Genomic DNA, 26034 nt, shown 5'->3' with positions numbered 1-26034 from the left:
AGTCAGGCCGGGCCGAGCAGGGCGATCGACGCCCGTACCGCGACCTCCGTGACGTCGCCGGCCCGGCCGCCGTCCTCCACGGTCGTCGCGATCAGTTCCCGCAGTCCGCCCAGCAGCATGATCGACAGCTGGCGGGACGGCGGGCTGATCCCCGCCGCGCGCATTTCCGGGGTGTCCGTCAACCGCTGCGTCATCGCGATGAACCCCTCCATCGCGTCGCGCTGCAGGTCACGCGCCGAGGCGCCCAGCGCGGGGACGTCCCTGATCCAGCTCAACGTGATCGCCGGCTCGGATTCCGCGCAGGCGATCCACGCCTCGATCGCCTGGCGCACCTGGACCGCCCACGGCGCCCGGGGGTCGACCGCCTCGGAGATCTGCCGGATCATCGACCGGTTCGCGTCGGCCAGCAGCGCGATGAGGCACTCTTCGCGGCTGGAGAAGTGTTCGTAGAACGTCCGGCGGGACGTGCGGGCGCGGCGGACGATGTCGGCCACCGTCGTGTCGCGGAAACCGCCGGAGGTGATCGACTCGGCCAGCCCGTCCAGGAGGCGCTGCCGGTGCCGGCGGGTGTCGACGTCCACGGAAGTCAAGGTATACCTCCCCTCTTGAAACGGGATGGTACACCGGCGTACCGTACCGACGGTACGCTCGCGTACCACCTCCCGGGAGGGTCGATGACGACCATGACACGCCCCGCGACGCTGCCGCCGGGGCCGACCGCGCCCCGCGCCGTCCAGGGCGCCTATGCGCTGACTCAGCCGCTGCGCGGCCTGCGGCGGCTCAAGGACCGCTACGGGGATGCCTTCACCGTCAACGTGCCGATCTTCGGCAACGCCGTGGTGATCAGCAGCCCCGCCGAGATCAAGCAGCTGTTCACCTCCGGGCCGGAGCTCGTCGACAACCTCGAGGTCAACCTCGGGCGCGTGCTCGGGCCGCGGTCGATGTTCGCGTTGTCCGGCGACGAGCACAAACGGCAGCGCAAGCTCCTCGTCCCGCCCTTCCACGGCCGCCGCCTCGCCGCGTACGAGCAGATCGTCGAAGAAGAAACCGTCCGCGAACTCGCGACCTGGCCCGAGAACACCGCCTTCGCCACGCTGCCGTCGATGATGCGGATCACCCTCAACGCCATCCTGCGGGCCGTCTTCGGCGCCGAAGGGGCCGAGTTCGCCGAGCTGCGCGAGTTGCTCCCGCCGTTCGTCACCCTCGGCTCGCGGCTGGCCGTGCTGCCCATCTCCAAGAAGGGCCGCTTCAACCCGTGGCGCCGCTTCGAACGGATGCGCCGCGAGTACGACGCCATCGTCGACCGCCTCATCGCCAAGGCCCGTGCCGAAAGCAAAGACGACGTCCTGTCCATGATGCTGCAGACCCGCTACGACGACGGGTCGGGACTGAGCCGCGAAGAGATCTCCGATCAGCTCCTCACCCTGCTCACCGCGGGCCACGAAACGACCGCGACCACGCTGGCCTGGGCCGTGGAACGCCTCCGGCGTCACCCCGCGCTGCTGGCGGAACTCACCGAGACGGACGACACCAAGCTGCTCGACGCCACCATCCTCGAGGTCCAGCGCAGCCGCCCGGTCATCGACCTCACCGCCCGGCAGGTCAAGCAGGACGGCTTCCAGTTGGGCCGGTGGACGCTGCCGAAGGGCTACGCGGTCCTCGTCAGCATCGCCTTGATCCACGACGACGACGCCGTCTTCCCGGACGCGGCCACGTTCGACCCGCACCGCTTCGCCGGCGCGCGCCCGGACCTCTACCAGTGGATCCCCTTCGGCGGCGGCACCCGCCGGTGCCTCGGCGCCGCGTTCGCGACCATGGAGATGACCGTCGTGCTGCGGACCCTGCTGCGGGACTTCACGCTGGTACCGACCGAAGCGCCCGGCGAACGCTGGCACTCGCGGGGCGTGGCCTACGCCCCCGCCAAGGGCGGCCGCGCGGTCGTGCGCCGCCGCACCACCGGAGGGAACTCGTGACCGAAGAGATCGCCGACACCGGCCGGGGCATTTCCCTGGCCTACGAACGGATCGGGGACAGCGGCGCCGAGCCGCTGCTCCTCGTCGCCGGGCTGGGCCAGCAGCTGCACAGCTGGCCGGACGCCTTCTGCGCGGAACTCGCCGGGCGCGGGTACGAGGTGATCCGGTTCGACAACCGCGACGCCGGGCGCTCGACGCACCCGCGGTTCCGGCCGCCGAGCCTGCTCGGCATGCTGGCCGGACGGTTCCCCGCGCAGCAGTACGACCTGACGGACATGGCCGCCGACACCATCGGCCTGTTCGACGCGCTCGACCTCGAGACCGCCCACATCGCCGGGGTCTCCATGGGCGGCATGATCTCCCAGACCACCGCCGCGCTGTACCCGGACCGGATCCGCACCCTGACGTCGATCATGTCGACGACCGGTTCGCGCCTGCTCGGCCGCCCCGCGCTCTCGACGTTGCGGATGATGGGCGCGAAGCCGCCGAAGTCCCGCGAAGAGGCGGTCGAAAGCGCCGTCCGGATGTTCCGCCACATCGGCTCGCACGGCTTCCCGTTCGACGAGGAGTTCGTGCGCGAGCTGGCCGGAACGGGCTGGGACCGCGACCCGACGTCCGGCGGGGTGGGCCGCCAGCTCGCCGCGATCATGAAGTCGGGCAACCGGACGCCGCTGCTGCGGAAGATCACCGCACCGACGCTGGTCATCCACGGCGACCGCGACCGGATGGTGCATCCCACCGGCGGCGCGGCCACCGCGCGCGCCATCCGGGGCGCCCGGCTGGAGACCGTCCGCGGCATGGGCCACGACCTGCCGAAAGACGCCTGGCCGACGATCCTCGACCTGATCGACCAGCACGCGAGGAGCAGCGATGTCACGACCCCGTGACCGGCACGGCTTGACCGGCCGCCCGGTCGTGATCACCGGCGCGGCGTCGGGCATCGGCCGAGCGCTGGCCACCCGGCTGTCCCGGCTCGGCTCGCCGGTCGCGCTCGCCGACGTCGACGAAGACGGCCTGAAGGCCACCGCGGCCGCGCTGCCCGGCAAGGTGCTGACGCGCGTCCTCGACGTCCGCGACGCCGAAGACCAGCTGCGGTTCGCCGCCGAGGTCCGCGAGTGGCTCCCGGCGCCGCTGGCCGCGGTGTTCAACAACGCCGGTGTCGCGGTGACCTCGTCCGTGCTCGACGCGGTGCCCGAGGACGACGACTGGCTGCACGACATCAACTTCCACGGCGTGGTGCACGGGACGCGGGCGTTCCTGCCGATCCTCGTCGAGCAGGGCGAAGGCGCGATCGTGAACACCTCCAGCGTCTACGGCCTGCTCGGGGTGCCGTACCAGAGCGCGTATTGCGCGGCGAAGTTCGCCGTCCGCGGCTTCACCGAGTCGCTGCGGCAGGAACTGCGCGGCACCGGCATCCGCGCGATCACCGTGCACCCGGGCGGCATCACGACGAACATCGCGCGCAACGCCCGGGTGCGCCGTGACCCCGAGGGCCGGGGCCGCAGCCACGAACAGATGGCCGCGCAGTTCGAGGCGATGACGATGACTTCGCCGGACAAGGCGGCGGAGATCATCCACGCCGGTGTCGAGCGCGGGAAAGCTCGCATCCTGGTCGGCCCGGATGCCCACCTGTTCGACGCGCTCGCCCGGATCACCCCCACCCACTACAACGCCGTGCTGACCCGCGTGCTGCGGCGCGCCCGGCGGACGAAGGCGGTTTGACGTGACCGAACACCTCGACGTGCTGATCGTCGGCGCCGGGCTGTCCGGCGTCGGCGCCGCCCACCACCTGCGCACGGCGTTCCCGCGCAAGACCTACGCGATCCTCGAAGCCCGCGACGCGATCGGCGGCACCTGGGACCTGTTCCGCTACCCCGGAGTCCGGTCCGACTCGGACATGCAGACCCTCGGCTACCGGTTCCGGCCGTGGACCGACGCGAAGGCCATCGCCGACGGCCCGTCGATCCTGAAGTACGTCCGCGACACCGCGGCCGACGCGGGCATCGACCGCCACATCCGCTTCGGGCACAAGGTGATCCGGGCCGCGTGGTCCACCGAGGACGCACTGTGGACGGTCGAGGCCGAGCACGACGGCCGATCCGCCGAGTTCACCGCGAAGTTCCTCTACCTGTGCAGCGGCTACTACGACTACGCGGCCGGGCACACGCCGGAGTTCCCCGGGCTCGAGAACTTCGGCGGCACGGTCGTCCACCCGCAGCACTGGCCCGAAGACCTCGACTACACCGGCAAGAAGGTCGTCGTCATCGGCAGCGGCGCCACCGCGGTGACCCTCGTCCCGGCGATGACCGACCGCGCCGCGCACGTGACGATGCTGCAGCGCTCCCCCACCTACATCCTGTCCCTGCCGTCGGAGGACGCGCTGGCCAACCGGCTGCGCAGGCTCCTCGGCCCGCGGCTGGCCTACCCGATCGCGCGCTGGAAGAACGTCGCGGTGAGCACGCTGATCTACCAGCTCAGCCGGCGCCGCCCGGGTGTGGTGAAGGCGCTCATCCGCAAGGCCACGGTGAAGCAGCTGCCACCCGGCTTCGCCGTCGACACCCACTTCAAACCGCGGTACCAGCCCTGGGACCAGCGGCTGTGCCTGGTCCCGGACGGCGACCTGTTCCGGTCGATCAAGCGCGGTGACGCCTCGATCGTCACCGACCGGATCGCGTCCTTCACGAAAACCGGCATCCGCCTCGAATCGGGCGACGAGCTCGAGGCGGACGTCGTCGTCACCGCCACCGGCCTGCGGCTGCTCGCCTTCGGCGGCATCGAGCTGGCGGTCGACGGCGCCCCGGTGAAGCTGCCGGAAACCATGGCCTACAAGGGCATGATGCTCAGCGGCGTGCCGAACTTCGCCTTCACGATCGGCTACACGAACGCGTCCTGGACGCTCAAGGCCGACCTGGTCGGCGAGTACGTCGTCCGGCTGCTGCGCCACCTCGACCGGCACGGCTACGACCAGTGCGTGCCGGTCAACGACGACCCGGCGGTCACCGAGCGGCCGCTGCTGGACTTCGACGCCGGGTACGTCCTGCGGTCGATCGACGAGTTCCCGAAAGCGGGTTCGCGGGCGCCGTGGCAGCTGGGCATGAGCTACGCGCACGACGTGGTCAAGCTGCGGCACGGCCGGATCGACGACGGCGCGCTGCGCTTCTCGCGGCGACCGGCCGCCGGAGGGGGCAAACTGAGCGCATGACGCTCTCAACGCCGGTCCGGGGCCGCTGACATGCACTCCGCGGGACTCGTGCTGCACCCTCGCCGCGACTCCGCGGCCGCCGTCGAAGCCGTGCTCGGCTGGGCGGGCAACCGGAAGATCGAAATCCTCGGCATCGAAGACGAGATCGCCCGGCTGAACTGCGCGGCGAAGGGCGTGTCGGCCGAAGAGCTCGGGCGGCGGGCCGACCTGCTGGTCAGCCTGGGCGGCGACGGCACGATGCTGCGGGCCATGCGGCTGGCCGACGGGCAGCGCGCGCCGGTGCTCGGGGTGAACCTCGGCAAGCTCGGCTTCCTGGCCGAGGTCGACGTGCCGGACCTGCCCGGGGCGCTCTCGGCCATCGACGGCCACCAGTTCACGGTCGAGCCGCGGCTGGCCGTGGACGCGGTGCTGCAGGGGCGCCGGATCACGGCGTTCAACGACATCGCGGTGGTGCGGGTGCCCGGCGACGGCAGCGCGGTGGTCGCGGTCCGCGTCGGCGGTCAGCCGTTCGTGAGCTACTCGGCCGACGCGGTGGTCGTGGCGACGCCCACCGGCTCGACGGCGTACAGCTTCTCGGCGGGCGGCCCGATCACGAGCCCGTCGGTGGAAGCGCTGCTGGTGACGCCGGCGGCACCGCATTCGGCGTACAGCCGGGGCGTGGTGCTCTCGGTGCACGACGAGGTCACCCTGGAGCTGCTGCCCACCAGCGGACGGCTCGCCGTGGAGGTCGACGGCCAGGTCGAGGGGTACGTCTCCCCCGGCGAACGGCTCGACCTGCGCGGCCGGCCCAGCGCGGCGCGGGTGGTCCGGCTCGGGATGACGACGTTCTACCAGCGCGCCCGGCGCAAGCTGCGGCTCACCGATTCGGCCGAAATCCCCCAGGACGGCGACCACTGACGGTGTCCTGTGTCACAGCGCGGGCGCGTCGGCCATGGTCACGGAAAGGTCACGGGTAGCGTGCGCGGCTGCGCCTGAACCAGCCGAACCGCCCCGGAGTGTCTCCCTACATGCTGTGTCCCGCACCCGTCCGTCCCCGCCTGCGCGCCCGCCTGCTCGTCCCCGGGGCGCTCACCGCGTTTCTCGGCGCCGTCGTCCTGCTCGCCGTGCTGCACGTCGACCGCCGGCTCGCCCCCCTCGACCCGGTCACCACGATGCTCAGCGACTACGCGCTGAGCCGCGGCCGCTGGCTGTGGGACGGCGCGCTCCTGCTCACGAGCACCGGCTCGGCGCTGCTGCTGGTCGCGCTCCACCGTCGTGGCCTGCTGGCCAACCCGGCGCTGGTGGCGGCGAAAGCGCTGTGGTGCGTGAGCCTGCTGGCGGTCGCGGTGTTCGCGAAGGACCCGCAGGGCGGCGCGATCACCGCGACGGGCAAGATCCACCTCTACGCCTCGGCGGTGACGTGCCTGAGCCTGCCGGTGGTCGGCTGGGCGCTGGGCCGCCGCCACCGCGACGACCCGCGCTGGCGGCGGTGCGCGACGTGGTCGCGGCGGCTGGCGCTGGCGGCGATCCCGTTCTACCTGCCGTTCATCGTCCCGTTCGCGGTGAACGTCATCTTCGGCGGCCACCTGCCGACGGTGGCGACGGGCCTGGTGGAGCGGCTGATGATGGTCCTGGAGATCGTGCTGCTGGGAGTTCTGGGGTACTGGGCCCACCGGGCGATGCCGACCGGGGTCCGGTTCCGGCCCCGATCACGCCAGTTACGGGTCTGATCACGCGAGTCCCGGCTCTGATCACGCTGGTTCCGGTCAGCGAACCGGGCCGGGCTGGTCGCGGGTGCGGTGCAGAAGCCAGTCACGCGCCGTGCGGATCAGCGCGTACCGGACCGCGCCCGACCGGCCGTGCAGGGTGAACAGGATGCGCTTGGCCGTGCGGTCGTGCTCCTCCCACCAGCCGGTGTCGGCGATCTTCTTCGTCTCGTCCTCGTAGGCCAGGTGGTCGAGGGCGTGGTCGGGCACGGCGACCGCCAGCCGGTCGCCTGCCGGGTCCGGCGGGAGACCGCGGGGCACCGCCCACGACCGCAGCACGCCGTCCTCCTCCAGCCGCAGGTCGAAGTGGTGCCGCGGGCGGAAGTGCTCGTGCAGCACGAACGCCGGTCGACGATCGGTCACGCCGTCCACCATGCCAGATCACCCTTCCGAGGGGCCTCCGGCTAGGTTGGAGCCCGCATGGGGAGGAGGCCGGGGTGAACGTCGCCGGTGCGGTGCTGCCGGTCGCCGCCGGGGTGGCCCTCGTCGTGTTCGCCGCCCGGCTGGCGCGCGAACCGCGGCGGCTGGGCAACGCCGTCTGGCTCGGCTTGGCGCTGCTGCTCACCGCGTTGTGGCTGCTGCGCGCGGCGCTGCACCTGGAGTGGCTGACGCCGGTGCTGGCCGGGTTGCTCGGTGTCGTGGCGGTGCTCGTCGCACTCGTGCTGCCCACCGCGCTCATCGCCAACGGCGTGCGGATGTGGCGGTGGGAAGGGCGCAGCGCCGGGAACCTGTTGTCACTGGGCCTCGGCGCCGGGCTGCTCGCGCTGGAGGCACTGGCCTTCGCGCCGCTCGGCCGGTGGGGTTCGGCGCTCGTCGCCATCGCGGTCCTGCTGGCCGGCTACTTCGGGTTCCTGTTCCTGTCGCTGCTGGTGTACTCCGTGGTGTACAGCCGGATCGGGCGCCGCAGCGGGTTCGACGCGATCATCGTGCTCGGCTGCGGCCTGGACGGCGAGCGCGTGCCGCCGCTGCTCGCCGGGCGCCTCGAACGCGCGCTGCGGCTCCAAGCCCGGGAACCGACGCCGCCGCTGCTGGTCGTCTCCGGCGGGCGCGGACCGGGCGAGACGGTCACCGAAGCCGAGGCGATGCACGCCTACCTGCGGGACCGCGGCGTGCCGGACGACCGGATCCGCCGTGAGGACCGGGCCCGCACGACCGAGGAGAACCTCCGGTTTTCGGCCGCGCTGCTGCCCGAGGGCGCACGTCGCGTGGTGGCGGTGACCAGCAACTACCACGTGTTCCGCACGGCGGTGGAGTGCCGCCGGCTCGGCCTGCCGTTCCAGGCCACGGGCTCGCCGACGGCCCGGTACTTCCTGCCGAGCGCGCTGCTGCGCGAGTTCGCGGCCCTGATCCTGCACTACCGCCGCACGACGATCGCGGCCTGCGTGCTCATCGTCGGCGGCGGCCTCGCGCTGGCGCTCTTCGCCTGACTATCCGAGCACCGAACACGCGTGCGCGACGCCGTCCTCGGCTCGCAGGCGCGCACCGACGTACTGCGCGCCGCGCCGGAACAGCGGGTTTTCCGTGAGCTCCCGCAGCCGCGCGGTCAGCACGTCGACGTCGAGGTGCGCGAGCGGCAGTGGTTCCGGGCCGGCGCTGAGCCGCGCCACCCGGTCGCCCCAGTACGGCTGGTCGGAGAAGACCGGGCAGACCAGCGTGGGCACCCCGGCCCGCAGCCCGGCGGCGGTGGTCCCGGCCCCGCCGTGGTGGACGACGGCGGCGGTGCGCGGGAAGAGCCACTCGTGCGGGACGTCCCCGGCGACCAGCAGGTCATCGTCGTCGACCCCGGCACCGAGGACACCGCGCAGCCCGGTCCGGCGCAACGCTTTCCGGACGACGTCGAACGTCCGCTCGGCGTTGTCCGGTTGCATGCTGCCGAAGCCGACGTACACCGGCGGCGGCCCCGCGGCGAGGAAGTCGCGCAGCCGGGAGTCCGGGCGCGGGTTCGCGGTGTCGAGGAACCAGTAGCCGGTGACGTGCACGCGGGCGGGCCAGTCCGGCGGCCGTGGGACGACGGCGTCGGAGAACCCGCACAGCACGGGCGACCGTCGTTGCGGCCCGCGTGGCCCGGCTTTGGGGAGGCCGAGCGTTTCGGCGCGCCAGCGGTCGATCTCGGGGCGCAGAACCTGCCAGGCGAGGGTGTCGACGGCGGTGAAGCTGAGGTGCCGTCCCCACGGGCCGAGGCGGGCGGCGCCGGGCAGGAGCGGGTGGGCGAAGGCTCGGGTGGGGACGCTGGGCTGGTAGTGCAGTTCGGCATGGGGCACGCCGAGGTGGGCGCCCAGGTGCGCGCCGAGGAAGCCGAGCGAGGGGGCGAGCACGAACTCGGCTCCGGCGGCACCGGCGTGGACATCGGCGAGCAGCCGGTCGAGCACGGGCCGCAGGACTGCCCGCAGCCCGGACAGGAACCGCCGGCGGGGCCCGGCGGTCCAGGCCTGCCCGGCAGCGGAGCCGAGGATCGTGGCGGGGTCGGCGGAGAGGGGCGCGAAGCCGAGCCCGTGCGATTCGACGAGGCTCCGGAACCCGGGAGCGGCCAGCACGCGAACCCGATCCCCGGCGGCGGCCAGACCCCGGCCGAGGGCCACGCAGGGCTGGACATCACCGCGCGAACCGGGCGCGACGATCACCACCAGGCGGCTCACCGCTTCGCCGCCGTCAGGTGGTACCTCAAGCGGAACGGCAGGCTCGCCAGCACCGCCGCGAACCGTGCGTCCGCGCCCACCAGGTAGCGCGGTGCCGGGCGGCGGCTCGTCAGGGCCCGGACCACCGTCTCCGCCGCGCGCCTCGGGGGCACGCCCGTTCGCGCCGACCGGGCCGCGCTGCGCTCGGCCGCCGCCAGTTGGTCTCCGTACCTCTCCAGTGCCGCCGGCGACAGGCCCGCCCGGACCTGCTCGGCCGCCGCGCGGGCCCGGGGCCAGATCGGCGTCGCCACCGCTCCCGGCTCGACCAGCACCACCCGGATGCCCTCCGGGGCCAGCTCCGCGCGCAGGCTGTCGGTCAACCCGACCAGCGCGAACTTCGACGTGTGGTACGGCCCGACCATCGGCCCCGCGATCCGGCCGCCGATCGAGCCGATCGTCACCACCCGTGCCGCCTCCGCGCGCCGCAGGGCGGGCAGCATCGCGCGCGTCACCGCCAGCTGGCCCGTCACATTCACCTCCAGCTGCTCCCGGAACGCCTCCAGCGGCACGTGCTCCAACGGCCCCGGCCGCGCGAGGCCGGCGTTGTTCACCAGGCCCCGCACCGGTCCCGCCGCCGCGACGCGCTCGCCGCACCGGGCGATCGACTCCGCGTCGCGCAGGTCCATGCGCAGCACCGTGACGGCTTCGCCGTACGCACGGGAGAGTTCCGCTTCGTCGTGGTCGGTCCGCACGCTCGCCCACACGTGCGCGCCGCGCCGGACCAGCTCCGCCACGCACGCGCGGCCGATGCCGCCCGCCGCGCCCGTGACCACATAGGACGGTGTCACGACGCCAGCACCTGCAGCATCCTGGACCACGTCTTGTGCAGCTGCTCCTGCCAGTACGCCCACTGGTGCGTGCCCGGCCCGTACAGATCCACCGTCGCCGGGACGCCGAGGGCGCGCAGCCGGCCGGCCATCGCCGTCGTCTGGGCGCCGCAGAGGAATTCCAGGAGCATCGCGCCGGGCAGCACGTCGATCGGCAGCTTCGCATCGAGCGGGCCCGGCAGCCCGTTGCCCGCCGAAAGGTACAGCTCGGTGCCGCGCAGGCGGTCGGCGTTCACCAGCGGATCGTGCGCTTCCCAGCGCGCGGCCTCCCGCCGCCGGTCGCCCCACAGCGCTTCGGGGTCGAGGCGGGCCGACGCGATGATCGCGCTCGTCAGCAGCTCGCCGGTGGGGCCGGCCGGGTTCAGGTTGCCGCTGAAGGAGGCCGCGTAGCGGAACACTCCCGGCCGTCTCGCGGCGAGCTCGATCGCGCCGTACCCGCCGAGGGACAGGCCGGCGGCCGCGCGGCGGCCGTCTCCGCGGTAGCCGCGGTCGATCAGCTGCGGCAGTTCGACTGCGGTGAACGTCTCCCATTGGTTGAGCGCGATGTCCTTGCCGTAGTTCCACCAGTCACTGAAGAACCCCGCGGATCCTGACCCGGGCATGACGACCAGGACACCGGCGTCGTCGACGAGCCGCCGGACGTCGGTGTTCGCGCTCCAGCCGCGGTAGTCCTGCAGCCGGGTCTCGCCGGCGAGCAGGTAGATCGCCGGCCAGCGCCGGTCCGCCCAGTGCTCCGGCAGGATCAGCCGGACCATCGCGTACCCCCCGACACCGACCGAGCGCACGGTCAGGTCCAGCACGCGCGGATCACCGTCCACAGTGGTCTGAGCCACGACGTGCGAGCCGTCGTCGGCCCGGGCGTCCGTGACGGCGGCCGCGGCGGGGGTGCCGGGCAGCACGCACCCCGCGGCCGCCAGGGCCGTGAACCACCTCACAAAAAGGCGCATGCGTTTCCTTTCCCGGTCGTCGAAGGTGCGGTCAAGCTAATGGAAACGCCCTCGGTAGCGCAATTGTCCTGTCCACGATGTGAGCGGACAATGTGAATGGCAGGAAAACAAACTCCCCCGCAAGGGTGAGGCGGCGCTCGCGCAGCGTGACGAAACTCGGACGGCCGTGCCACAACCGCCTGCCGAACTCGCCAGTAACCTGCAATTCGGCAGCTCACCCGCTGTGCCCGACGATGTTTACGCCGTCTTGAGGTGCTTCCGGCAACCGATTTCCGGGCGTAGCCTTCGCCGTGCCGCCGGATCCGCCGTCGCTCGACGTGCCCCGGCGAAGGGTTCCAGCGCAGGGGCCGCACCTCCCTCCAGAATGCTCCCGGAAGGGCTATTCATGGCTGCCCGAATTCGTTTCCCCCCGGCCGCGCTCCTGATCGCCGCGGCCGCCGTGGTCACCATTTCCCCGGCAAAACCCGCCACGGCGGTCCCCGCTCCCCCGCCACCGGCGGTGCCCCCGGCCGCGCTGCTGCCTGCCGAGACGATCCCCGGACCGCCCGCGGCGCGCGACGTCTTCGACGTCGCCACCGCGCTGTCCACTTCGGATCGACGGGACGACGGGGGCTGCACCGACGTCGTCCACGGCCGGCTGCTGAGCCCGGGCGGCGTCAGCGGCCAGGGCTTCCAGACGGCGGTACCCGGCGGGCAGCTGTCCGAACTCGTCGCGCGCACCCCGCACCCGCCCGACCTCACCGCCTGGGCCGCGCAGGCACGCCGCTGCGCGCGCGTCACCGTCGACGACCAGGACCTGCCCACGGAATCGACCACGACCGTCGGCACCGGGCCGGCCGTTCCCGGCGCGCAAACCCTGTCCTACCAGCAAGTCCTCACCCTGCCGGGCCAGCCGGAACCCGGCCTGCGCCTGCGCACCGTCGCCATCGCCGCCGACGGCGCGCTGGTCCTGCTCCGCGACGCCGGAGCGACCGACCTCGACCTCGACACCCTGGCCGTCGCCGCGTGGCAGCACGCCGCCCCACGGCTGGGCCGCTAGCAAGGAGAACCCCATGTCCCAGGAGACCTTCCCGGCGGTGGGCGGCGACACCCTGACCGCGTGCCTGCGCCACTGGGCGGCGACCACCCCCGACGCCCCCGCCCTGACCTTCGCCGACTTCGCCACCGACCCCGCCGGGCGGCGCCGCAGCCTCACCTGGCGGCAGCTGGCCGACCGCGTCGACGCCGCCGCGGGTGCGCTGCCGGTGTCGCCGGGCGACCGCGTCGCCGTGCTCTGCCCGCAGAGCCCGGACTACGTCGTCGGGTTCCTGGCCGCGATCACCGCGGGCGCGATCGCGGTGCCGCTGTTCGACCCCGGCCTGCCCGGGCACGCGGGCCGGCTCGCCGCGGTCCTCGCCGACTGCGCACCGACGGCCGTCGTCACCACCGCGGCCGCCCGGCCGGGCGTCGAGGAGTTCCTCGGCCGGGACGTCGCCGTCGTCGCGGTCGACCGCCCGGAACCGGTGCCGTCGTGGCCGGCGCCCACCCCGGCGCCCGGCGACGTCGCCTACCTGCAGTACACCTCCGGTTCGACCCGCAGCCCGGCCGGTGTGGTGCTGACCCACGCGAACGTGCTCGCCAACGTCACCCAGGCCGTGCGCGGACTCGGCCTCGACCCGGCCGCGGCCACCACGGTTTCGTGGCTGCCGCTGTTCCACGACATGGGGCTCGTCCTCGGCCTGCTCACGCCGCTGGCGCTGGGCCTGCGCTCGGTGCTGATGGACCCCCTGGCGTTCATCGAACGGCCGGTGCGCTGGCTGGAACTGCTCGGCGACCACGCGGGCAGCTGGAGCGCCGCCCCGAACTTCGCCTTCCACTACTGCGCGAGCCGGATCCGCGAGGCCGACCGGGCACGGCTGCGGCTCGGCCGCGTCGCCGCGATCGTCAACGGCGCCGAGCCGATCAACCCGGACGTCCTCGACCGGTTCCACACCGCCTTCGCCGGCGCCGGCTACCGGCCGGAGATGACCCGGCCGGCCTACGGCCTGGCCGAGGCGACCGTGTTCGTCACCACCGGCCCGGCCGCGGCCCCGCGCGTCACCACGTTCGACCGCGACGCCCTAGCGACCGGCACGGCACGCCCGGCCGGGGACGGCGTCCGGCTCGTCGCGTGCGGCACCCCGGCCGGGCAGCTCGTCGCCCTCGTCGACCCGGACACAGCGGCCGTGCTGCCCGACGGGTCGGTCGGCGAAATCTGGGTGCACGGGCCCAACGTCGGCGACGGGTACTGGCAGAAACCCCTGGACAGCACGGAAACGTTCGGCGCGCGGCTGGCCGGCGGCCTGCCCGAGGGGCCGTGGCTGCGGACCGGCGACCTCGGCGTCCGCCACGACGGCGAGCTGTACATCGCGGGCCGGATCAAGGACCTGATCATCGTCGACGGGCGCAACCACTACCCGCAGGACGTCGAAGCGACCGCCGCGTCCGCCGACCCCGGGATCCGCCCCGGGAGCGTCGCGGCCTTCGCCGTCGCGGGCGGCGACACGGAAGCCGTCGTCGTGGTCGCCGAACACCGTGCGCACGCGGACCTGGCCGAACCCGCCGAGCGCGCGCTCACCGCCGCGGTCCGGCGGCTGGTCTCCGACGCGCACGGGCTCGCGCTGCGGGACGTGCTGCTCGTGCCGGCCGGGCGGGTCCCGCGCACGTCCAGCGGCAAGATCGCGCGCGGCGCCTGCCGTGACCGCTACCTCGCCGGCGACTACGGAAAGGCACTGGCGCGATGAACGAGACCCTGCGCCGCTGGCTCCTGGACACCGTCGCCGAGCACACCGGCGTCACGGCGGAGCCCGACCGCCCGCTCGGCGACTACGGCCTGTCCTCCCGCCAGGCCGTCGGCATCGCCGCCGACCTCGAGGAACGCCTCGGCCGGCGGCTGCCGGCCACGCTCCTGTGGGAAAGCCCGACCATCGACCACCTCGTCCGCAGTCTCACCGGGTCCGCCGAGCCGGACGTCCCGCGGAGCACGGACCGCCGCGGGACCGACCCGGTCGCCGTCGTGGGCCTGGGCTGCCGGTTCCCCGGCGCGGACGGGCCCGGCGAGTTCTGGGACCTGCTGTGCGAAGGGCGGGACGCCGTCCGGACCGCGCCGCCGGGCCGCTGGAGCGCCGAGGCCGCCCCGGTGCTCGGCGGGTTCCTCGACGACGTCGCCGGGTTCGACGCCGAGCACTTCGGCATCACGCCCCGCGAAGCGGCGACGATGGACCCGCAGCAGCGGATGCTCCTGGAGGTGACGTGGGCGGCGCTGGAGGACGCCGGCATCGCGCCGTCGTCCCTGCGCGGCAGCCGGACCGGCGTGTTCACCGGGATCGCGACCCACGACTACGGCCACCTCACGATGACCGGCGGCGCGCCGGACCTGTGGACGGCCACGGGCGCGGCGGGCAGCATCGCCGCCAACCGGCTGTCGTACGTCTACGACCTGCGCGGGCCGAGCATGGCGGTGGACACGGCGTGCTCGTCTTCGCTGGTCGCGGTGCACCACGCGGTGCGCGCGCTGCGCGACGGCGACGCGGACCTGGCGCTGGCGGCCGGGGTCAACCTGATGCTGCTGCCGGGCCCGACGGCGGCGTTCGCGGCGGCGGGCCTGCTCGCGGGCGACGGCCGGTGCAAGACGTTCTCGGCGGCCGCGGACGGCATCGCGCGTGCGGAGGGCTGCGGCGTCGTGGTGCTCAAGCGCCTGGCGGACGCCGAATACGACGGCGACCGCGTCCTGGCGGTGATCCGCGCTTCGGCGGTCAACTCCGACGGCCGGTCGCACGGCTTGGCGGCGCCGAACCCGGTGGCGCAGCAGGACATGCTGCGGGAGGCGTACCGAAGCGTGCGTCCATCCACTGTGGATTACGTGGAGGCCCACGGGACGGGAACGCTGCTCGGCGACCCGATCGAGGCGCGTGCGCTGGGCGCGGTGCTGGGAGCGGGCCGCGCGGCCGGGGCGCCGCTGCTGATCGGCTCGGTGAAGACGAACATCGCCCACGCGGAGGCGGCGGCCGGGATCGCCGGGCTGATCAAGGTGGTGCTGGCGCTGAAGCACGGTGTGCTGCCGCCGCAGCTGCACTTCGCGGAGCCGAACCCGCACATCGCGTTCGAGGCGCTGGGCTTGAAGGTGGTGACGGAGCCGACCCGGTGGCCCCGCCACACCGGCCGCGCGACGGCGGGGGTGTCGGCGTTCGGGTTCGGCGGGACGAACGCGCACGTGGTGCTGGAGGAGGCGACACCCCCGGCCGGCGAGCGGCGGGTTGCGGCGTCGCCCCGCGACGGGGTCCGGATCGGGGTGCTTTCCGCCCGGACCCGCGACCGGCTCACCGAGCGGGCCGCGCAGCTCGCCACTTGGCTGGACTCGCCCGCCGGGCGTCGCAGCACGCTCGCCGATGTCGTCCACACCCTCTTCCGCCGGGACGACTCCGGGCGGTACCGAGCTGCCGTCGTCGCCGCGGATCATCGGGAGCTCGCCGGGCTGTTGCGGGCCGTCGGCGAGGGGGCCGATCCCTTGCCGGCCGGGGCCTTCGCCGGTGTCGCCGTCGGTGGGGATGGGCCCGTCTTCGTCTTCTCCGGGCACGGGTCGCAATGGGCCGGAATGGGCCGTCACCTGCTGGCCGCCGAACCCGCTTTCGCCGCCCAGGTCGACAAGCTCGGCGATCCCTTCACCGAGCACGGCGGCCGGTCGCTGCGGTCGCTGCTCACCGGCGCCGCCCCCCGGTCGCTGGCGGAAACGCAGCTGGCGATCTTCGGCACGCAGGTCGCGCTGGCCGCGCGGTGGGAGGCGCTCGGGGTCCGGCCCGCCGCCGTCCTCGGGCACTCGCTCGGGTCCGCGGCGGCCGCCGTCGTGGGCGGGGTGCTGACCGCCGACGAGGCCGTCCACCTGGTCGCCACCCGCGCCCGGCTGCTGGGCACGGTCGAGCCGGGCGGCGCGATGGCCGCGGTGGAACTGACGCCCGGCGAGCTCGACGCGCACCCCGGTGTCGAGCTGGCCGTGGACTCGGCGCCGGGGCAGCTGACCGTCGCCGGCGACGCGCTCGTGCTCGACCGGCTCGTGGCCGAGCTCGAAGCCGCCGGGCGGAGCGCGCGACGGCTGCCGGTCGGCGTCGCCGGGCATTCCGCGGGGGTCGAACCCGTCCTCGGTCCCCTGCGTGACGCCCTGGCCGAGCTGGGCGGACGGCGGCCGCTGGTGCCCTGGTACGACACCGTGCTGACCGACCCGCGCGAGCTTCCGGACTTCGACGCGGGCTACTGGGCCGCGCACCTGCGCCGCCCGGTCCGGTTCCGGCAGGCCGTCATGGCGGCGGCCGCGGACGGCCACCGCGTGTTCGTCGAGATCGCCCCGCACCCGATCCTGCGGGGCTCGCTGACCCGGACGCTGGAGGCGGCGGGGATCGCGGACGCGGTGGTGACCGGCACCCTGCGCCGCGGCCAGGACGAGGTCCGCGCCTTCGCCGCCGCCGCGGCGGCGCTGTACTGCGCGGGCACCCGCATCACGCTGACGCACCCGGACGACGGCGCCCGCCTCACGGACGTGCCGCCGATGCCGTGGCGCCACGAGCGGCACTGGTACACGGAGACGGGCCCGAGCGGCAGCCCGACGCAAGGACGCACCGCCGACCCGGCAGCCACGCCAACCCGGGCCACCCACCTCACCACCGCACCCCCGGCGGCACCAACCGCCGCCCAGGCGGCAACACCGGGCGGCACCGCCGCCGCGGCAACACCAAGCCAATCCACCCAAGTCGCCGCTTCGGCGACAGCACCGAGCGACACCGCGACACCGTCCCCGGCCGAGCGGCTCACCGGCATCGTCGCCGCGATCATGGGGCTCTCCCCCGATCGCCTGGACCCCGACGTCCCCCTCGTCGAACTCGGGCTCGACTCCCTCATGGCGAACCGGATCCGCGAAGCCGTCCGCCGGGAACTCGGCGCCGAGCCCGATCCCGCCGCCGTGCTGCGCGGGGCCACCCTTGCCGACCTCAACCGGGATCTCGCTCCCCGGGGCGACGAACCGCCCGCCCGCGGCCGGGCCTGGGACGCCGCCGATCGGCTCGTCCTGCGGCTCTGGCGGCAGCACACCGGCACCGATGCCGCCGGCCCGCACGTGCGGCTCACCGGCACCGCCGATCCGGACCGCCTGGCCAGGCTCCTCGCCGACGGCCTCGCCGCCGAACTCGACACCCCCGTCGACCCGGCGGACCTGCTCCGGCACGACTCCCTCGCCGCCGTCGCCGACGTGGCCCGTGCGCTGCTCGACACGCGCGAAGAACGCGGGCCCGTGCACCTGCTCAAACCCGGCGACGCCGGCACCGCTCCCCTCCTGCTGTTCCACCCCGGTGGCAGCACCTGCACCGTCTACCGCCCGCTGCTCGACCGGCTCCCGGCCGGCGTGCCCTGCGTCGGCTTCGAACGGGTGCCCGGGGCCGGCATCGAAGAACGCGTCGAACGGCTCCTGCCCCTCGTCCGCGCCCGCGTGCCCCACGGCCCCTACCGCCTCGCCGGCTGGTCGTTCGGCGGCGCCCTCGCCTACGGCCTCGCCACCCGGCTCGCGGACGAAGGCGAGCCGGTCGAGCTCGTCGCGCTCATCGACACCATGCTGCCGCTGCCCGAACCGGACCTCGACCCGCGCGCGTCGTCGGCCCGGCGGTTCCTCCGCTTCACCGGCTACGTCGAAGGCACCTACGGCCGGACCGTCCGGCTCGGTCACGACGAACTCGCGCCCCTGCCCGAAGAACAGCAGATCGAACTCACCATGCGGCGGGTTGCCGAAGCCGGGCTGCTGAGCCCCGGCGTCCTCCGCCACCAGCGCCAGTCCTTTTTGGACACCCTGGCCGCGGAACGCGGGACACCGCGCCCCTACGACGGCCGCGTGGTGCTGTACCGGGCGACCGAGCCCTACGCCGCCGGGCTCGCCATGGAACCGCGGTACTCCCGCACCGACCTCGCGGCCGGGTGGGCGCAGCTGTGCCCGCGGCTGGAGATCGTCCCGGTCCCCGCCCACCACCTGTCGGTCGTCGACCCGCCGCACGTCGACGTCGTCGCCCGGCACCTGGCGGACCGGCTGTGGCCGTGACGCGGACCGGGCCGCTGCTGGCCGTGCTCGGCGCCGGGCTCTTCCTGGTCGCGGTCGACGCCACCGTGCTGCACGTCGCGCTGCCCGATCTCGTCCGGCAGCTGCGGCCCGGCGCCGCCGCGCAGGTCTGGATCGTGGCGATCTACCCGCTCACCGCGGCGCCGCTGCTCCTGCCGGCCGGCACGCTCGGCGACCGCTTCGGACGGCGGCGCGTGCTCGTCACCGGCTACGCGGTGTTCGGGGTGGCCTCGCTCGCCTGCGCGCTCGCCCCCGGCGTCCCGGCCCTGCTCGCCGCCCGCGCGGCCCTCGGCGTCGGCGGCGCGCTGATCATGCCGGTGACGATGGCGCTGCTGCGGGAACTGTTCCCGGACCGGCGGCGGCGGCGCACGGCGATCGCGGTGTGCAGCGGCATCGCCGGCACCGGGTCGGTGTTCGGGCCGGTCCTCGGCGGCCTGCTCGTCCAGGGGTGGGGCTGGCGGGCCACGTTCCTGGTCAACCCGCCGGTGATCCTGGCCGCGGTCGTGGCGGCGCTGCGGTGGCTGCCGCGCAGCCCACGGGGCCGCGAGCCGTGGGACGCGCCCAGCGCGGTGCTCGCGGCCGGTGGCGTGCTCGGCCTCGCCTTCGCCGTCGGGCCGTCGGGGGGCGGCTTCGCGGCGGGGGCGGCCGGGTGCGTCCTCCTCGGACTGTTCGTCCGGCGCCAGCGGCGAGCCGAAGCTCCTCTGCTGGATCTGACGCTGTTCAGCCGGCCGGGCGTGCCGGGCGCGGCCGCCGGCGTGCTGCTGGTGATGAGCACCCTGGTCGGGCTCGGCCTGCTGCTCGCCCAGTACCTGCAGGTCGTGGTCGGCCTCTCCCCGGTGGCCGCGGCGGAACGGCTGCTGCTCGTGCTCGGCGCGTCCGCGGTGGGCAGCGTGGTGGCCCCGCGGCTGCTGGACCGGTTCGGCAACACCCGCGTCCGCACGGCGGGGTTCGCCTTGGCGGCGGCGTCCCTCGCCATCCCGGCGGCGGGCGGGCTGACGTCGCCGTGGTGGCTGGGCGGCGCGCTCGTCGGCTCGGGCCTGGGGATGGCTCTGGCGCTGACGTCGAGCACGGACACGCTCCTCTCGGCCGCCCCCGCCGACCGGGCGGGCGGGGCGGCCGCGGTCGAGAAGACCGGGTACGAGCTGGGCGCCGGCCTGGGCACGACGGCGTTCGGCTCGCTGGCCGCGGCCGTCTACGCCGCGCACCTGGTGGTGCCGCCTGGCGTGCCGGACCCGGTGCACCGGCTGGCGCTGGCCGGTCCGGCCCAGGCGGAGGCGGCGGCGCACGGGCTGGCGCAGGCGGCCGAGCTCCTCGCGGCGGCCCGGGCGGCCTGCACCGCGAGCGTCCAGGTCGCCGCGGCCGTTGCCGTTGGCTTGTTCACCCTGGCGACATTGGCTTCGTTCGGCCGTGGCCGTATAGGCCGTTATGCGATCAGAAGTGCTCGCGCTCGGCTTCGCGGGCGACGACCTCGGTGCGATCCGCGAGCCTCTCGAGGCCGCTCAACGGCCGGCGCATCCGGTGGTTCCCCCGCAGCCGCCCGGCGTTGCGGTCCAGGAACGCCCAGTACCCCGCGGTGAACGGGCACGCGTCCGGCCCCGTCCGTTTCTTCGGGTCGTAGACGCAGCCGCCGCAGTGGTCGCTCATCCGGTTGATGTACGCGCCGCCGGCCGCGTACGGCTTGGTCGCGACGAGCCCGCCGTCGGCGTACTGGCTCATGCCGACCACGTTCGCCGGCATCACCCAGGGGAAGCCGTCGACGAAGGCGGTGGCGAACCAGCGGGTCAACTCGGCCGGGTCGTACCCGCGCTGCAGCCCGTGGTTGCCGAGCACCATCAGGCGTTCGACGTGGTGGGCGTAGCCGCGGTCGCGCACCCCGGCCAGCGCGGTGCGCAGGCACGCCGCCTCCACCGCGTCGGCGTCCAGCGTCCGCCACCACCGGGGCAGTTCGCGGTGGGCGTGCAGGGCGTTGCGGCGCAGGTAGTCCGGCCCTTGGTGCCAGTACAGGTGCCAGACCCATTCCCGCCAGCCCAGCACCTGCCGGACGAACCCTTCGACGCTGCTCAGGAGTGCCTCGCCGACCCGGTACCGCCGCTCGGCCCGCCGCACGACCTCGCGCGGGTCGAGCAGCCCGAGGTTCAGCGGAACCGAAAGCAGCGCGTGCGCCATCGCCCAGTCGTGGGTCAGCATCGCGTCCTGGTGCGGGCCGAAAGCGGGCAGCCAGTGGTCGAGGAACCGGCGCAGCGCCCGGTTCGCTTCGTCGTGCCCGACGGCGAACTGCCGCGGCCCGTCCACGCCGACCGGGTGGATCCTCCCGGCGCGTTCGGCTACGTCGAGTTCGGCGCGGACCCGCTCGTCGATCTCGTTCTCCCGCGGGTGCCAGGGCGCCGGCACGTCGAGCCGGGTGACCTTCGGCGGCGGCCGCCGGTTGTCGTGGTCGTAGTTCCACCGCCCGCCTGCGGGCTCGCCGTCGGCTTCGAGCAGGACGCCGAACTTCCGGCGCTGGTCGCGGTAGAAGTCCTCCATGACGAACCGGGTGCGCCCCGCCGCCCACGCGGCGAAGTCCTCTTTGGACAGCACGAAACCGGGCGTGGGCAGGATTTCGGTGACGGTACCTTCGTCGCGCAGCCGGCGGACGAAGGCATCGGCCGCGTGCGACGTCGGCTCGTGCACCACCACCGGCCGCCCGAAGCGGCGCAGCCCGGTGCGGTAGTCGGGCGCGTGGATCAGGGTGACGCGGTCGCCGAGGTCGGCGGCGAGCCGGTACAGCGCGGCCTGGATCAGGTGCAGCTTCTGCCGGTGGAACGGTTTCGCGGCGAACGCGGCGGCCGACCGGATCAGGAGCACGTCCCGGTTCCGGTGGCCGGGGGTGTGCCGTGGAAGTGCGGCCCGAGCTGGTCGGCGAACAGCCACAGCGCGGGCTCGTCTCGCATGCGCCGAACGCTAACCCGCTTCCGGCGGCTCCGCAGCGTAACCACGGAAGATCTCGGTGGTGTCGCCGAGGAACCTCGCCACCACCTCCGCCTGCTCCGGCGGCAACCCGTCCGTCAGCCGGGTGATGGCGTCGACGAGCGGGGCCAGCGCGGCCCGGACCTCGGCCCGCGCCGGTTCGCTGACGACGAGGGTGACCCGCCGTCCGTCGCGCGGGTGCGGGTCGCGGCGGACGTGCCCGGCCGCCTCCAGGCGGTCGACCAGCACCGTCGCCGACGCGGACCGGATCTTGAGCGCGTGGGCGAGGTCCACGGTGCCCATCGGCGTGCCGGCCGCCAGGTGCTGCAGGGCCTGCACGTCGGTCGCGCCGAGGCCGAGCCGCCGGGCCAGGGCGACCTGGACGTCGTGGGCGAGCGCGAGCAGCTCACGCAGGGCCAGGTTCACCCGCAGGGCGACGGGACTGTCTTCCACCGGGTCATTTTAAGGTAGCTAGACAATCTAACTAGTTTTGCTACGGTGGACCTCGTGGACGTCCGAGCGATGAACGCCGAAATGACCGCGAAGCTGATCGACGCGCCCGCCGAAACCCCACCGGACGGCGGGTACGCCCTGCGTGTCGTCGAGACGCGGGGCCGCCGCTCCGGCGAGCCGCGGCGCGTACCCCTGGCCGTGGTGGCGCACGACGGCGGCCAGTACCTCGTCTCGCCGGTCCGGGACCGCGACTGGGTGGAGAACCTCCTGGCCACACCGGAGTGCGCGCTGCTGTCCGGCGGCCACCGCGAGGAGCGCCGGGCGGACCCCGCCGTCGGCGAGGAGGCGGCCGCGGTGGTCGCCGCGTACCTCGCCGCGATGTCGGTGCCGTGGGCGATCCGGGCGTTCCCGGTCCCCCAGGACGCGACCCCGGCGCAGATCCTCGAGCACCTGCCCGGCATGGCGGTGTTCCGCCTGTCGGCCGCGGGCTCGTGAGCGTCGCGATCGCGGGCGGCGGTCCCGGCGGGCTGCTGCTCGGCTACCTGCTCGCCCGCGCCGGGATCGAGGTCACCGTGCTGGAAGCGCGGTCGGACTTCGACCGCGACTTCCGCGGCGATTCGCTGCACCCGTACACCCTCGAGCTGCTCGACCGCCTCGGCCTGGCCGAAGACCTGCTGGCCCTCGACCACTTCAAGGCGCGCTCGTTCCGCTTCCACACCCCGGACGGCGTCTACCGCGCCGCCGACTACGACCGCCTCCGCACCCCGTTCGGGTACATCGCCCTGATGCCGCAGGTGCGGTTCCTCGACTTCCTCGCCGAACGCGCGAGCGAGCTCCCGTCGTTCACGCTGCGGACCAACGCCAAGGTCACCTGGCTGCTCGAGGACGACGGCGTGGTGGCCGGCGTCCGTCACCGCGGCGGTGAGCTCACCGCGTCCGTCGTCGTCGGCGCCGACGGACGCTTCTCCACCGTGCGGCGCCTGGCCGGGCTCGAAGCCCGGCCACTGGGCGCCACCACCGACCTGCTCTGGTTCCGGCTGCCCCGCTCCCCCGGCGACCCGCCGGACGCGGACCTCGACCTCTACTTCGGGCGCGACGCCTACATCGGCGTCCTCGGCGGCGTCCGCGACTGGCAGGTCGGTTACAGCGTCGAGAAGGGCTCGTACCCGGCGTTGCGCGAACGCGGGGTCGAGCCGATCCGGGCGTTCGTGCGCGAGCGCGTGCCGTGGCTGGCCGACCGGGCCCACCTGCTCACGGACTTCTCGCAGACGACGCTGCTGTCGGTCGACATCTCGCGCGTCGACCGCTGGCACCGCCCGGGCCTGCTGCTGCTCGGCGACGCCGCCCACGTCATCTCCCCGGTCGGCGGCAACGGCATCCTGATGGCGATCCAGGACGCCGTCGCCGCGGCGAACCGGCTGGTCCCGGCCTTCCGCCGCGGCGGCGTCACCCCGGCCGACCTCGCGGGCGTCCAGGCCGACCGGATCCGCGCGATCGAGCGGGTCCAGGCCGACCAGGTGCGGGTGGAACGGCGGGCGGCCGCCGCCCGGGCCCGCGGCCGGGGCACCGCGCCGCCGAAGCTGCTCAAGTACCTGTTCGCCGTGCCCGCGGTGCGCATCCGCGGCGCCCGCGGCAACGCCTACGGGCCGTTCCCGCCTCAGCTCGACGAGTCCCTCTTGTCGTCGTAGGAGGTCCAGCCGCCCTGGCCTTCGGCGGCCTCGACGTCGGCGTCGGCGGACGCCGCGTGCGTCATCGCGGCGACCGTGCGCTCGAGGCCCTGCTGGACCTCGTCCCCGTCGGCTTCGCGGACGCTGTGCAGCGTCACGGTGATTTCCGAGGTCGCCGGGCCGTCTTCGCGGATGCGCAGTTCGCCGTGGTAGTCGTCGGGGCCTTCGGCACCCCACTTCAGCGACCGGGTGCCCGGGTCGGTGTGCAGCCACGCCTCGCTCGCGACGCGGTGGCCGTGCACCTCGGCCTCGACGTGGACGCTGTCCCCGCCCTGCGGCTCGGCGACCTTCATCTGCGGGAAGTACCGGGGCAGGTTCTCCGGGTGGCTCAGGAACGCGAACAGCTCGTCCGCGGGGATGTCGGCGGTCGCGCTGTGGCGGTACTCGGTCATTTTCGCTCCTCGTCGTCCGAATCGTGCCCGGATACCCCTGATGCGGTGCATTAAAAGGGTTCGCGCGGGGAACCCCGAAGGCATGACGGCCACCGAACCCGAGACCCGGGCACCCCGGCGGGGTCCCGCCCCCGTGCAGGGCATGGGCATGCTGATCGGCCTGCTCTTCCTCGTCCTCGCCGCGCTGGAGCTGATGGCCGGGGTCGCGGACGGGGGCGGTCCGCGCGTGCTCTTCGGCGTGCTCGCCGTCTCCGGGGTGTGGACGCTGGTGCACCTGCTGACCGGCGCCGCCGCGGTGTTCTGCACGCGCTCCTCGCGCTGGGCCGCGCGGTTCCTGGTCGTCGCCGGTGCCTGCTACGTCGTGGCCGGCTTCGCCGGACTGCTCCCGCTGCCGTCGGCGATCACCGACACGCTCCCGTGGAACACCGCCGGCGTCTGCCTCGACCTGGCGCTCGGCACGGCGATGCTCATCCTGGGAGGGGGCTGGCTCCGGCGCGGGCCGGCACGACGTCGCTGAGTGGCTCGTCCCGCGGCGGGAACCGCACCAGCACCGCCGTGAGCAGCACCGCGAGTCCGAAAAGGACATAGCCGTTGCCGGAAAGCTGCTGGCCGAAGTTCCAGTGCCGTTCCGCCTCCCCGCCCCGCGGCCACCACCACTGCGGCCCGGCGACGAAGAGCACCGCACCCGTCCCGGCCGGCACGGCGAAGCCGCGCCGCCGCGTGCGGCGGGCCAGCTCCGCCCAGCCGAGCAGGACGACCACGGCCCAGACCCAGTGGTGGGTCCAGGAGATCGGCGAGACCAGAGCCCGCCGAGCGCGTTGAGGCCGAGTGCGACGGTCCGCTCCCCCGCGGCCAGCGCACGCCGCATGCCCCACACCGTCAGCGCGAGGACGACCGCCACCAGCGGCAGCCACCACGCCGTCCGCGCCTCCGCCGGCACCCCCGCCCTGGCCAGCAGCCCGAGCAGCGACTGGTCGCCGGCGTAGGTCGGCTCGCCGACGCGGCCGGTGTCCCACAGCGCGCCCGTCCAGTACCGCACCGAGTCGGCGCCGGCGAGCAGGAAGCCCAGCGCCGTCGCGGCCAGGAAGGTCACCCCGGCGGTCACCGCGGCCCGGGTGTCGCGGCGGAGCAGGAAGTACAGCAGGAACACCGCCGGGGTCAGCTTCACCGCCGCGGCGAGCCCGATCAGCAGGCCGCGCGGCAGGCGGGGGTGGTCCCCCAGGACGTCCAGCACGACCAGCGCCAGCAGCAGCAGGTCGAGCTGCCCGGCGTACAGCGTGCGCAGCACCGGCTCCAGCACCTCGGCGGCCAGCAGCAGCGCCGCGACCCGCCGCCAGTCGCACCGCGCGCCGAGCGCGCGCAGCACGGTCACCAGGACCGCCGCCAGCACCCCGAGCGTCAGCAGGGTGAGGCCGAGACAGGCGGCCCAGTACGGCAGGAGCGCCAGCGGGGCCAGCACGATCGCCGCGAACGGCGGGTAGGTGAACAGCAGCGACTGGCCGTCACCGGTGAGCGGCAGCGTGCCGTACAGCGCCTGGCCGTGGAGCAGCGCCGTCGAGCCGAGCCGGTAGACGTCGAGGTCGACGCGGTAGGCCGGGAAGCGCCACCGGCCGCCGTTGTACGACACGAGCACCGCCACCAGCACCAGCAGCTGCGCACCCGGCAGCACGTACTTGTTCCCCAGCCACGCCCGCACCCCTGCTCCCCCTCCGGTCACCCCTGGCATTCTGTCGGGTCCCGGCCCGGGCACCATCCGGGAAACCCCCGAAGCGACCCCGGGAAAACCGGTTGCCGCGCGTGCCACCCTGGGCGCATGGGGACACCGGAAGGCTTCGCCTACCGAGACGAACGCGGCACCGTGACGATCACCCACCACGGCCGTCCCGCCGGCACGCTGCGCGGGGCCGCCGCCGCCCGGTTCCTCGCGGCGGTGGCGCGGGGTGACGACCAGCAGCTGATGGCCCGGGTGACCGGCAACTACAAGCACGGCAACGAACGCCGGGCACGGGAGCACCCGCGCAACCGCTGACCACCCCGGG

23 protein-coding genes and 2 pseudogenes are annotated in these 26034 nt (G+C 74.2%); 15 read left to right on the top strand and 10 right to left on the bottom strand.

The annotated features are described in order from the left end of the window. Positions 1-2: 2 nt before the first annotated feature. Positions 3-590: a TetR/AcrR family transcriptional regulator gene (locus tag IE317_RS12335; protein ID WP_191309459.1), complete on the bottom strand. Its 588-nt coding sequence runs from the start codon at positions 588-590 to the stop codon at positions 3-5. 84 nt (positions 591-674) lie between these two features. Here IE317_RS12335 and IE317_RS12330 point away from each other — a divergent pair, with 84 nt between their 5' ends. The 6 genes from IE317_RS12330 (at position 675) to IE317_RS12305 (ending at position 6884) form a co-directional block, all read left to right on the top strand. Then, positions 675-1973 carry a cytochrome P450 gene (locus IE317_RS12330; RefSeq protein ID WP_191309457.1) on the top strand — a complete coding sequence of 433 codons (1299 nt, stop codon included), beginning with the start codon at positions 675-677 and terminating at the stop codon, positions 1971-1973. Further along, positions 1970-2860 carry an alpha/beta fold hydrolase gene (locus IE317_RS12325; protein ID WP_191309454.1) on the top strand — a complete coding sequence of 297 codons (891 nt, stop codon included), beginning with the start codon at positions 1970-1972 and terminating at the stop codon, positions 2858-2860. The genes IE317_RS12330 and IE317_RS12325 overlap by 4 nt, the downstream gene beginning before the upstream one ends. Then, positions 2844-3695, top strand: coding sequence for an SDR family NAD(P)-dependent oxidoreductase (locus IE317_RS12320; RefSeq protein WP_191309452.1), 852 nt, complete (start codon positions 2844-2846; stop codon positions 3693-3695). Before IE317_RS12325 ends, IE317_RS12320 begins: the two co-directional genes overlap by 17 nt. A 1-nt stretch (position 3696) precedes the next feature. Further along, entirely contained in the window at positions 3697-5175 is a 1479-nt protein-coding gene (locus IE317_RS12315) for a flavin-containing monooxygenase (RefSeq protein ID WP_191309450.1), read from the top strand. Between the two features lie 30 nt (positions 5176-5205). Next, entirely contained in the window at positions 5206-6072 is an 867-nt protein-coding gene (locus IE317_RS12310; protein ID WP_191309448.1) for an NAD(+)/NADH kinase, read from the top strand. A gap of 110 nt (positions 6073-6182) precedes the next feature. Next, positions 6183-6884 (top strand): DUF998 domain-containing protein, encoded by a 702-nt coding sequence (locus tag IE317_RS12305; protein ID WP_191309446.1) that lies wholly within the window; start codon positions 6183-6185, stop codon positions 6882-6884. A gap of 36 nt (positions 6885-6920) precedes the next feature. On the opposite strand, the gene IE317_RS12300 is transcribed toward IE317_RS12305, so the two are convergent. Further along, positions 6921-7283 (bottom strand): DNA polymerase ligase N-terminal domain-containing protein, encoded by a 363-nt coding sequence (locus tag IE317_RS12300; protein ID WP_229902665.1) that lies wholly within the window; start codon positions 7281-7283, stop codon positions 6921-6923. A gap of 74 nt (positions 7284-7357) precedes the next feature. Here IE317_RS12300 and IE317_RS12295 point away from each other — a divergent pair, with 74 nt between their 5' ends. After that, on the top strand, positions 7358-8347 hold the full coding sequence (locus tag IE317_RS12295) for a YdcF family protein (RefSeq protein WP_191309442.1): 990 nt from the start codon (positions 7358-7360) through the stop codon (positions 8345-8347). Here IE317_RS12295 and IE317_RS12290 read toward each other — a convergent pair whose 3' ends face one another. From IE317_RS12290 to IE317_RS12280, 3 genes are read right to left on the bottom strand one after another with little or no spacing between them, the layout of a single operon-like run. Further along, on the bottom strand, positions 8348-9556 hold the full coding sequence (locus tag IE317_RS12290; RefSeq protein ID WP_191309441.1) for a glycosyltransferase: 1209 nt from the start codon (positions 9554-9556) through the stop codon (positions 8348-8350). Beyond that, positions 9553-10383, bottom strand: coding sequence for an SDR family NAD(P)-dependent oxidoreductase (locus IE317_RS12285; RefSeq protein ID WP_191309439.1), 831 nt, complete (start codon positions 10381-10383; stop codon positions 9553-9555). The genes IE317_RS12290 and IE317_RS12285 overlap by 4 nt, the downstream gene beginning before the upstream one ends. Continuing rightward, entirely contained in the window at positions 10380-11369 is a 990-nt protein-coding gene (locus IE317_RS12280; RefSeq protein ID WP_373309027.1) for an alpha/beta hydrolase, read from the bottom strand. Before IE317_RS12280 ends, IE317_RS12285 begins: the two co-directional genes overlap by 4 nt. Before the next feature lie 385 nt (positions 11370-11754). Here IE317_RS12280 and IE317_RS12275 point away from each other — a divergent pair, with 385 nt between their 5' ends. From IE317_RS12275 to IE317_RS12260, 4 genes are read left to right on the top strand one after another with little or no spacing between them, the layout of a single operon-like run. Then, positions 11755-12408 (top strand): hypothetical protein, encoded by a 654-nt coding sequence (locus IE317_RS12275; protein WP_191309437.1) that lies wholly within the window; start codon positions 11755-11757, stop codon positions 12406-12408. Between the two features lie 13 nt (positions 12409-12421). Further along, complete coding sequence (locus IE317_RS12270; protein ID WP_191309435.1) at positions 12422-14131, top strand: fatty acyl-AMP ligase; 1710 nt, start codon at positions 12422-12424, stop codon at positions 14129-14131. After that, entirely contained in the window at positions 14128-18459 is a 4332-nt protein-coding gene (locus tag IE317_RS12265; protein ID WP_191309433.1) for a type I polyketide synthase, read from the top strand. The genes IE317_RS12270 and IE317_RS12265 overlap by 4 nt, the downstream gene beginning before the upstream one ends. Further along, entirely contained in the window at positions 18450-20054 is a 1605-nt protein-coding gene (locus IE317_RS12260; RefSeq protein ID WP_268246869.1) for an MFS transporter, read from the top strand. Before IE317_RS12265 ends, IE317_RS12260 begins: the two co-directional genes overlap by 10 nt. A gap of 814 nt (positions 20055-20868) precedes the next feature. Here IE317_RS12260 and IE317_RS45105 read toward each other — a convergent pair. Further along, positions 20869-21321, bottom strand: a pseudogene (locus IE317_RS45105) (cryptochrome/photolyase family protein); the annotation flags it as partial. A 96-nt stretch (positions 21322-21417) separates the two neighbouring features. Then, entirely contained in the window at positions 21418-21876 is a 459-nt protein-coding gene (locus tag IE317_RS12250; RefSeq protein ID WP_191309431.1) for a MarR family winged helix-turn-helix transcriptional regulator, read from the bottom strand. A gap of 54 nt (positions 21877-21930) precedes the next feature. Between IE317_RS12250 and IE317_RS12245 the strand changes: the two genes are divergently transcribed. Together IE317_RS12245 and IE317_RS12240 are read left to right on the top strand one after the other, a co-directional pair. After that, the gene (locus IE317_RS12245; RefSeq protein WP_229902663.1) at positions 21931-22371 is read left to right on the top strand and encodes a nitroreductase family deazaflavin-dependent oxidoreductase; all 441 of its coding nucleotides are present in this window, start codon (positions 21931-21933) and stop codon (positions 22369-22371) included. Beyond that, positions 22368-23564: an FAD-dependent oxidoreductase gene (locus IE317_RS12240; protein WP_191309429.1), complete on the top strand. Its 1197-nt coding sequence runs from the start codon at positions 22368-22370 to the stop codon at positions 23562-23564. The genes IE317_RS12245 and IE317_RS12240 overlap by 4 nt, the downstream gene beginning before the upstream one ends. On the opposite strand, the gene IE317_RS12235 is transcribed toward IE317_RS12240, so the two are convergent. Next, complete coding sequence (locus IE317_RS12235; protein ID WP_191309427.1) at positions 23534-23995, bottom strand: SRPBCC family protein; 462 nt, start codon at positions 23993-23995, stop codon at positions 23534-23536. The genes IE317_RS12240 and IE317_RS12235 overlap by 31 nt on opposite strands. A gap of 82 nt (positions 23996-24077) precedes the next feature. Between IE317_RS12235 and IE317_RS12230 the strand changes: the two genes are divergently transcribed. After that, positions 24078-24512, top strand: a complete 435-nt coding sequence (locus tag IE317_RS12230) for a DUF4383 domain-containing protein (RefSeq protein WP_229902662.1) — start codon at positions 24078-24080, stop codon at positions 24510-24512. Here IE317_RS12230 and IE317_RS44510 read toward each other — a convergent pair. Further along, positions 24463-24756 carry a hypothetical protein gene (locus tag IE317_RS44510; RefSeq protein ID WP_229902661.1) on the bottom strand — a complete coding sequence of 98 codons (294 nt, stop codon included), beginning with the start codon at positions 24754-24756 and terminating at the stop codon, positions 24463-24465. The two genes, IE317_RS12230 and IE317_RS44510, sit on opposite strands and share 50 nt — an antisense overlap. Positions 24757-24860: 104 nt before the next feature. Beyond that, positions 24861-25721, bottom strand: a pseudogene (locus IE317_RS12225) (glycosyltransferase 87 family protein); the annotation flags it as partial. Positions 25722-25808: 87 nt separating this feature from the next. On the opposite strand from IE317_RS12225, the gene IE317_RS12220 reads away from it, so the two are divergent. Further along, positions 25809-26024 carry a hypothetical protein gene (locus tag IE317_RS12220; protein ID WP_191309425.1) on the top strand — a complete coding sequence of 72 codons (216 nt, stop codon included), beginning with the start codon at positions 25809-25811 and terminating at the stop codon, positions 26022-26024. Positions 26025-26034: the final 10 nt, after the last annotated feature.

It is taken from the genome of Amycolatopsis bullii (assembly GCF_014654205.1).
GTDB lineage: Bacteria > Actinomycetota > Actinomycetes > Mycobacteriales > Pseudonocardiaceae > Amycolatopsis > Amycolatopsis plumensis.
This window is presented reverse-complemented; position numbering and strand designations above follow the sequence as displayed.

What these genes read in the sequence shown, in the direction of transcription:
- IE317_RS12270 (WP_191309435.1), top strand. Translation starts at nt 12,422, where the DNA reads ATGTCCCAGGAGACCTTCCCGGCGGTGGGCGGCGACACCCTGACCGCG.
- IE317_RS12280 (WP_373309027.1), bottom strand. Translation starts at nt 11,369, where the DNA reads ATGCGCCTTTTTGTGAGGTGGTTCACGGCCCTGGCGGCCGCGGGGTGC.
- IE317_RS12235 (WP_191309427.1), bottom strand. Translation starts at nt 23,995, where the DNA reads ATGACCGAGTACCGCCACAGCGCGACCGCCGACATCCCCGCGGACGAG.
- IE317_RS12265 (WP_191309433.1), top strand. Translation starts at nt 14,128, where the DNA reads ATGAACGAGACCCTGCGCCGCTGGCTCCTGGACACCGTCGCCGAGCAC.
- IE317_RS12305 (WP_191309446.1), top strand. Translation starts at nt 6,183, where the DNA reads ATGCTGTGTCCCGCACCCGTCCGTCCCCGCCTGCGCGCCCGCCTGCTC.
- IE317_RS12220 (WP_191309425.1), top strand. Translation starts at nt 25,809, where the DNA reads ATGGGGACACCGGAAGGCTTCGCCTACCGAGACGAACGCGGCACCGTG.
- IE317_RS12310 (WP_191309448.1), top strand. Translation starts at nt 5,206, where the DNA reads ATGCACTCCGCGGGACTCGTGCTGCACCCTCGCCGCGACTCCGCGGCC.
- IE317_RS12275 (WP_191309437.1), top strand. Translation starts at nt 11,755, where the DNA reads ATGGCTGCCCGAATTCGTTTCCCCCCGGCCGCGCTCCTGATCGCCGCG.
- IE317_RS12320 (WP_191309452.1), top strand. Translation starts at nt 2,844, where the DNA reads ATGTCACGACCCCGTGACCGGCACGGCTTGACCGGCCGCCCGGTCGTG.
- IE317_RS12230 (WP_229902662.1), top strand. Translation starts at nt 24,078, where the DNA reads ATGACGGCCACCGAACCCGAGACCCGGGCACCCCGGCGGGGTCCCGCC.
- IE317_RS12330 (WP_191309457.1), top strand. Translation starts at nt 675, where the DNA reads ATGACGACCATGACACGCCCCGCGACGCTGCCGCCGGGGCCGACCGCG.